The organism is Arsukibacterium sp., assembly GCF_033722355.1.
Lineage (GTDB): Bacteria > Pseudomonadota > Gammaproteobacteria > Enterobacterales > Alteromonadaceae > Alishewanella.
The window spans coordinates 1-6,754 of sequence record NZ_JAWVZF010000151.1 but is presented as its reverse complement, the minus strand read 5'-3'; the positions used below and the strand labels follow the sequence as shown (position 1 = coordinate 6,754).

The following is a 6,754-nucleotide window of genomic DNA, read 5'->3' as shown; positions in this document are numbered from 1 at the left end:
GCGGCGCAATATGCAACACTTTTGGCAGGCTGTAGCGTTCAAATGGTGCTAATACTGGTTGGCTGATCCGGGTAATCGCCACTAAAAACAGTGAGGCCAAAACCAGCACTGAGCCCAGCACAAACACCAGATGCGATGCTACGTCCATGCCTAAAATCAGCTGACCGATAGCGGTGGCCAGAAAAAACACTACCGTGTAGACCGCGAGCACCCGGCCGCGGTCCTCTGAACTGCTTTTTTCATTCAGCCAGCTTTCAAGCACAATTAACAGCGCATAAAAGGCAAAGCCGGACAGCAGACGCAGGCCAGCCCACAGCCAGGGGTCGAAATACAAGGTATGGCCCAGAAACGCCATGACCATCAGCGCAGAAAATGCCGAAAAACTGCGGGCGTGGCCCACAGTAACAATTAACTTCTGACTGAACACCGCCGCCAGCAAAGCGCCCAGAAAAAATGCCGAGTTAATAATGCCAATGACCATTTCCGACAGGCCGGCCTGCTTTAAATACAGGCCGATGTAAGTCATCAGCATGCCGTAGCCTGTAGCCAGAAAGGCAATAGAAATAAATAACGATGAAATGGGCAATAACGCTTGTCTTAAAAACACGGGCCTGCTCACTTTCAATAAAACAATAGCTTAACCATAGTGTCTGATAACCCGTCAGGCAAGCACAGGTATCCGGCTCTCTGACGACGATGATCAGTTATCACTATCATCAAAAATTTGTTCAATTGCCAAACCGAACACCCTGGCGGCCCTGAACGCCAAAGGCAAACTGGGATCAAACTTGCCAGTTTCTATGGCATTGATGGTTTGACGGGAAACATCCAGTGCTTTTGCCAGATCAGATTGGGTCCAGTTGCGCTCAGCCCGCAATACTTTTAAACGGTTCTTCATTGGTATTTCCGAAAATTAAGTACCAGACTTACGAAATAAGTAATGCCCATTACAAACAATATGTTGGAAGGGTTGGGAGTCGATTCAAGTAACCGCGCTGGCTCCAGCAGGCCGTATATCGCACCGAATACCATACTGATTCCCAGGGATATCGCCATCGCATTCAGGTGTAATTGGCGCTGCAGTTCATCTAAACCATCCAAATATTTTTTATTAGCAATAATCATCAGATAACCAAAAACAACATTAACAGCAATAATAGAAAGACTGATGGTCACGTTAAAGTCCCAGATAAGCTTGGGGCCAAACGCAAACAAGGCCAACGATAGTAACCATCCGAGAGTCCATACAAATAATGATTTTTTAGACGCGTTGTAGCGCTGCCCTAAGGTAGTCTGTGTTGGGTCGTTCATAATAATGCCTCGTAAAGTATGTTTAACTTTAGGTAAAGTTCGCTTGACTATTTCAGGGTAGAGTAGAGGTATGATTTTGTCAACTATACTTGTCATTATGTAAAGCGTTATAGATATTGCTGAGTTAGGTCAAAATAGCAGTTTGCATTTTTGCTACCGCAACGCCAGTTCAGCCACAGTTTGGGCATGGTGTTGGTACAAAGCACAATAAAGTCGGCACCGGCCGCTTCAAGGCTTTTGGCGGCCTCTGCCAGCAACTGGCCGGCAGCTCGCCAGTCGCCAGCGCGTTGCATTTGTTCAATTTCGGCAAAATTAACGCTGTATAAAACAACTTTAGCCGAGTGCAGGCCACCGAGTTGCTGTTTAACGGTTTCGTTAATAATTTGGTAGTAAGGAAGGGTCGATTGCCAACTCATACCGCCTAGCAAGCCAATTGTTTTCATGGTAGTTGCCCTAAAAATGGAAAAGCCAGCACGACGCTGGCTTTGGCTTTGTTAGCTTAACTTAGCTTAGTCTGCCATCAGTAAATGCAGCAGCTGATCGTACAGCTTGCGTTCTTCGCCGGCTTCTTCGCCGTCGCTTTGCATCAGCTCTCTGGCGGTATCCAGCGCTTTTTGTTTATCGAATAACAGCGCAGGTTTCAGATTGGCTAAATATCCCTCAACCTGATTGCTGCTGATAGCCTGGCGGGCATCTGCTGTCGCCTGGTTTTGAACTGCTGTAATGCTGTTAGCGCCGCTCCAGTCCAGGCTGTCCGTCATACCATCCAGCAGTTCCTGCTCGTTCAGGCGTATTTTGCCGTCAATCCGGTACATTAAAATCGCCATTTTCAGCAGGGCTTCATTAAAATCTTGTTGGGTTGCCATAAATTACTCCTTGGGCTGCAGCCCTATTTAGCAGCGGGCCGCGCTATGTTCAGTATTTCAGTCAGACCGGCGACAGCGCCACCGATATTGGCCAGTTCGGCCGGTACTATCATGGTATTGTTAGCTTTTGCCAGGTTGCCGAATTCTTTAACATATTGCTCGGCCACCCGCAGACTCACCGCTTCCTGACCACCGGGGTGGTTAATGGCTTCAGCAATCTGGCGGATACCTTCAGCGGTAGCAATGGCCACCAGCTCAATCTCGCGCGCCCGGCCTTCTGCTTCGTTAATCTGACGCATCTTGTCACCCTCTGACAGGTTAATGACTTCCTGCTTCTGGCCCTCAGAGACGTTAATCATGGCCTGACGTTCACCTTCCGATTTGGCGATGGCGGCACGGCGTTCGCGTTCGGCGCGCATTTGCTGCTCTAACGCATCTTTAATGCTCAGAGGTAACTCGATATCGGAAATTTCATAGCGCAGCACTTTAATGCCCCAGGGTGAAGCGGCTTCATCCAGCGCTTTAACCACTTCTTCGTTAATTTTGGCGCGCTCTTCGAAGGTTTTGTCTAAGTCTGTCTGGCCGATCACCGAGCGCATCGTGGTTTGCGCCAGTTGCGAGGCCGCATAGCGGTAATCGTTAATGCCGTAACTGGCTTTATGCGGGTCGACCACCTGTAAATAGAGGACGCCGTTAATACCCACCTGAATATTGTCTTTGGTGACACAGGTCTGGCGCTCTACGTCGATAACCTCTTCTTTCAGGCTGTGGGTGTAAGCTACTTTATCAATAAACGGAATTAAAATATGAAAGCCGGAATCGAGAGTACGGGAATATTTACCCAGCCGCTCAATAACATAATTTGATTTTTGCGGTACCACCCGGGCGGTTTTTATGATGGTGATAACGACTGCAACGGCAAAGCCCAGTGTCAGTATTGTTTGGATATTTATTGGTTCCATCTCAGCTTTTCCCTTTTAAACTGCCCATTACACCGGTTGGCGGGCTGATACGATTAAATGAATGCCTTCATTGGCAATGACCCAGGCAACTTCACCTGCTTTTAATGGCTCGCTGGAACGAGCGTCCCATTGCACCCCGTTCAAAACAACCCGGCCTGCGCCCTGCTGGAAATCTGCCAGCACAATGACCCGGTTGCCAATATCATCTTTCAGCCGGCTGGGCTGCTCGCCACTGTCGGCCACATAGCCGGTAAACCAGCGCTTAAAATGGCCACGGGCCAGCAGTAACAGGGCCAGGCTGACAATACCAAAAACCAGGTATTGCATGGTGGCCGATTCTATCCAGCCAAGCTGCAATAAAACCCCGACCACAATGGCACCTATACCCAGAAACACCGCCACAATACTGGTTGCCAGCAATTCTGACAGAATTAGCAGCACGCCCACGATGATCCAAATCATTGCGACACTCATAGCTTTATCCTGTATGGCTGATTCAGCCACGAACATTAACTGATGTTAGATAAAAGGGTCAATCTATTTAATAGCTTGCTGCTGTCTCGATTGTAACAAAGCATGACGACCCACAGCGGGGGGTTAACGTGCAGGCTGCGGCAAAGACTGGTAGATTGAATAGACTTTGTTTTACAAGAAAAGAAGAAGCTAAGTAATGGCAGAGCGAAAAATATACGAATTACTGGTGAATGAAGAAGATGCCCGCGCCTGCCGGGATATTCCCGACAGTGCCTGCACCAGAGTACCGAAAAACTTTGTGCTGTTGCTTATCAGCCAGCTGATGTTAAGCCTGGGAGACTTATTGACCAGTCCCAAGACGGTACTTACCTGGCTGATGAGTGTGGTAGGCGCGCCGGCGGCAATGGTCGCCTGGCTGGTACCGATTCGTGAATCGGGTTCTATGTTGCCGCAATTACTGATTGGTGCCTGGGTTCGGCGTTATGCCATTCGCAAAACATTCTGGATTGCCGGCAGCATTGTTCAGGGCAGCTGCGTAATGGCAATGGCGCTGGCGGTCAGTCAGTGGCAGGGCGTGGCGGCCGGTCTGGCGATTATCGGTTTACTGGTGCTGTTTAGTCTGGGTCGCGGCTTATGCTCAGTAGCAATGAAAGATGTCAAAGGTAAAACGGTTCCTAAAGGTCAGCGCGGCCAGCTGACCGGCATCGCCAGTACTGTGTCTGGCGTGCTGACGTTACTGGTTTCGGGATGGTTGCTGTTTCAGGAGCCCGATAATCTGCTGATTTATATTATGCTGTTGGTGGCTGCGGGCCTGCTGTGGCTGAGCGCCGCCCTGATTTTCAGCCAGGTGGAGGAGCAGCCCGGTGAAACAGACGGCGGCGCCAACGCCCTTAAAATGGCCTGGCAGAATATGAGCTTACTGAAAAGTGATCATCATTTCCGGCTGTTTCTGCTTTGCCGGGCGCTGTTACTGGGCTCGGCACTGGTCTCGCCGTTTCTGGTTACGCTGGCACAGCAGCAATACAGCGCCGGCCAGATCCTGGCCTGGTTTTTAATTTGTACCAGTCTGGCAAAAGCGCTTAGCGCCCTGTTCTGGGGAAAACTGGCAGATCGCAGCAGCCGTCAGGTGTTGATGATTGCCGCGGCGCTGTCGCTGGTCGGATGCGCAGTGCTGGCAACGCTGCAGATGATAACCGGCCAGATACCCCTGTACGGTTACCTGGCACTTTTTCTGCTGTTAAGTGTTGGTTATGCCGGAGTACGGGTCGGTCGCAAAACCTATTTACTGGATATGGCATCAGGCAATAAGCGTACTGACTATGTCTCCGTCAGTAACACCATTATAGGCGTATTGCTGTTAGTGGTCGGGGCAATCAGCAGCCTGATTGCCTGGTGGTCATTAGTGGCCGTGCTGTGGTTTTTTGCCGCCAGTTGCCTGGCGGGGTTGTGGTGCGCGTTAAAACTGCCAGAAGTATCAGGTTCTGACTAAGCGGTCATGCCATCAGACCATAGCGGCTTTTTTGCGGGCAAACAGTTGCTGCTCCAGACTTTTGCCTTTGCTCAGCTGTTTATACTGCCAGCCATTGGCGGCCAGACATTGCAGTAACCGGATATCAAAATCATCTACCACCTGGGGCTGATAGCTAAGCTGATATTCATGATTGCGCCCGGCGGTCACTTCTTTAACCCCGGCCAATTGTCGCAGTTGCTGGCAGACTTCATTGGTATCCACTGCAGCAGCATCCTTACCGGCTATCAGCTGCAGGCTTAGATGTGCTGTGTTTTCACTCGGCTGGGCATGATGCTGCTGTAACTTGCCATCCTGCAGATACAATACTTTATTACACAGGCGTTCCAGCTCGAAGATGTTATGAGAGCTGATTAAAAAACTGGCCTGCCGGCTTAAATCGCTGATCAGTTCCCGGATATGCAGGGCATTGGCCGGATCCAGTCCGGCGGTGGGTTCATCCAGTAAAATCAGGGCCGGAGAGCCGATAAAAGCCTGTGCCATGCAAGCCCGTTTGCGCATACCGTGGCTAAGCGCACCGGCTTTGGTATGGTAATGACTGGCTAAATCAACCAGCGCCAGCACTCGCTCAGTCTCGGCCCGGGCTGCCCGGGCCGTTAAGCCCTGTAACTTGCCATAAAAGCTTAGTTGCTCACCAATGCTAAACGCCGGGTCGAGCTGAGCGTCCTGCGGCAGTGCTGCTACTTTACCAAATAAAGCCTGACTACCGGGCTGCTCGCCCAATAGCTGCATGCTGCCGCTATCCGCTTTAAGATAACCGCATAGCAGACTGAACAAGGTCGTTTTACCGGCGCCGTTCTGACCGATTAATGCCACTGTTTCGCCTTGATTTACTTCAAAGCTGATATTATTCAGTACTCTCTGCCGGCCGTAGCTTTTTACTAACTGATTTACTTTGATAATGGGGTTGTTCATTACAGTGCTCTCCGGCTTAAAATTTGCTGGGCGATTAGCAGTAAAACCGCTGTCTGGGCTAACGGTAAGGCAGCCAGTTGCAGGCTTTGCCAGCCTTGCGCTGGCATCAGCTGCCAGATTTGGGCGCCCGGCATATACTCCAGTAAAAAGGCAGCATCAGGCTGATGGTAAATCAGCCAGCTCAGCAGGCCAAAAACCACGCCCAGGGTGACGATGGCCAGGCTCAGTGCCAGCCTCGATGAGCGTGCCCAGGCTGAAAATACTGTCATTAGCGCAGTAAAGGGCATTAATACAATCACCAGATGACAGCTGATTAGCAGTGCGGCTTCAATAGCCTGCCAGCTGATGCTGCCCTGGCGTACCGTGCTGATGATCAGTGTTGCGGTCAGCGATAACAGGATCAAGCAAAGCTGCACCAATAACTGGCCGCAGAAACGGCCCAGCACAATAGCGGTGCGACTGCTGCGCAGGCTGATAAAACGTAAAGTGCCGCGCGCTGCATCGCCCGACAATTGATTGGCAGTAAATACCAGGCTGAATAACGGGAGTAAAACAAGGCTCAGCATCCAGTACAGCGTCAGTTCCGGCGCCGGCCAGTTTAATAATTGGTGCAGGCCCAGCATACCAAAGGCCGCTGTCAGCGATTTCTGAAAGTTGGGTTCCTGCAGAATGTCACTGGCAGGGGCAATGGCATATCG

10 protein-coding genes are annotated in these 6,754 nt (G+C 50.7%); 1 reads left to right on the top strand and 9 read right to left on the bottom strand.

The window, feature by feature from the left end; all coding sequences use genetic code 11:
• The 7 genes from R3177_RS12080 to R3177_RS12050 form a co-directional block, all read right to left on the bottom strand.
• Positions 1–607 (bottom strand): MFS transporter (locus R3177_RS12080; RefSeq protein WP_318971283.1); only part of this gene is annotated, 607 nt, incomplete at its 3' end.
• Positions 608–700: 93 nt separating this feature from the next.
• The gene (locus R3177_RS12075; protein ID WP_318971282.1) at positions 701–898 is read right to left on the bottom strand and encodes a helix-turn-helix transcriptional regulator; all 198 of its coding nucleotides are present in this window, start codon (positions 896–898) and stop codon (positions 701–703) included.
• Positions 895–1,311, bottom strand: a complete 417-nt coding sequence (locus R3177_RS12070) for a hypothetical protein (RefSeq protein ID WP_318971281.1) — start codon at positions 1,309–1,311, stop codon at positions 895–897. The genes R3177_RS12075 and R3177_RS12070 overlap by 4 nt, the downstream gene beginning before the upstream one ends.
• Before the next feature lie 107 nt (positions 1,312–1,418).
• Positions 1,419–1,754, bottom strand: a complete 336-nt coding sequence (locus R3177_RS12065; protein ID WP_318971280.1) for an aspartate/glutamate racemase family protein — start codon at positions 1,752–1,754, stop codon at positions 1,419–1,421.
• A 66-nt stretch (positions 1,755–1,820) separates the two neighbouring features.
• Positions 1,821–2,177 carry a hypothetical protein gene (locus R3177_RS12060; RefSeq protein WP_318971279.1) on the bottom strand — a complete coding sequence of 119 codons (357 nt, stop codon included), beginning with the start codon at positions 2,175–2,177 and terminating at the stop codon, positions 1,821–1,823.
• Positions 2,178–2,200: 23 nt separating this feature from the next.
• Positions 2,201–3,139, bottom strand: coding sequence for a stomatin-like protein (locus R3177_RS12055; RefSeq protein WP_318971278.1), 939 nt, complete (start codon positions 3,137–3,139; stop codon positions 2,201–2,203).
• A 27-nt stretch (positions 3,140–3,166) separates the two neighbouring features.
• Positions 3,167–3,613 carry an NfeD family protein gene (locus R3177_RS12050; protein ID WP_318971277.1) on the bottom strand — a complete coding sequence of 149 codons (447 nt, stop codon included), beginning with the start codon at positions 3,611–3,613 and terminating at the stop codon, positions 3,167–3,169.
• A 196-nt stretch (positions 3,614–3,809) separates the two neighbouring features.
• Here R3177_RS12050 and R3177_RS12045 point away from each other — a divergent pair, with 196 nt between their 5' ends.
• Entirely contained in the window at positions 3,810–5,102 is a 1,293-nt protein-coding gene (locus tag R3177_RS12045) for an MFS transporter (RefSeq protein ID WP_318971276.1), read from the top strand.
• Positions 5,103–5,114: 12 nt separating this feature from the next.
• Here R3177_RS12045 and R3177_RS12040 read toward each other — a convergent pair whose 3' ends face one another.
• A complete protein-coding gene (locus tag R3177_RS12040) occupies positions 5,115–6,056 on the bottom strand; it encodes an ABC transporter ATP-binding protein (RefSeq protein ID WP_318971275.1) in 942 nt (313 codons plus the stop codon).
• The coding region (locus R3177_RS12035) for an ABC transporter permease subunit (RefSeq protein ID WP_318971274.1) at positions 6,056–6,754 on the bottom strand (699 nt) is incomplete at its 5' end. The genes R3177_RS12035 and R3177_RS12040, both read right to left, overlap by 1 nt.

Excerpts from the sequence above, each read along its gene's own strand:
- R3177_RS12075 (WP_318971282.1), bottom strand. The coding sequence starts at position 898 with ATGAAGAACCGTTTAAAAGTATTGCGGGCTGAGCGCAACTGGACCCAA.
- R3177_RS12070 (WP_318971281.1), bottom strand. The coding sequence starts at position 1,311 with ATGAACGACCCAACACAGACTACCTTAGGGCAGCGCTACAACGCGTCT.
- R3177_RS12065 (WP_318971280.1), bottom strand. The coding sequence starts at position 1,754 with ATGAAAACAATTGGCTTGCTAGGCGGTATGAGTTGGCAATCGACCCTT.
- R3177_RS12060 (WP_318971279.1), bottom strand. The coding sequence starts at position 2,177 with ATGGCAACCCAACAAGATTTTAATGAAGCCCTGCTGAAAATGGCGATT.
- R3177_RS12055 (WP_318971278.1), bottom strand. The coding sequence starts at position 3,139 with ATGGAACCAATAAATATCCAAACAATACTGACACTGGGCTTTGCCGTT.
- R3177_RS12050 (WP_318971277.1), bottom strand. The coding sequence starts at position 3,613 with ATGAGTGTCGCAATGATTTGGATCATCGTGGGCGTGCTGCTAATTCTG.
- R3177_RS12045 (WP_318971276.1), top strand. The coding sequence starts at position 3,810 with ATGGCAGAGCGAAAAATATACGAATTACTGGTGAATGAAGAAGATGCC.
- R3177_RS12040 (WP_318971275.1), bottom strand. The coding sequence starts at position 6,056 with ATGAACAACCCCATTATCAAAGTAAATCAGTTAGTAAAAAGCTACGGC.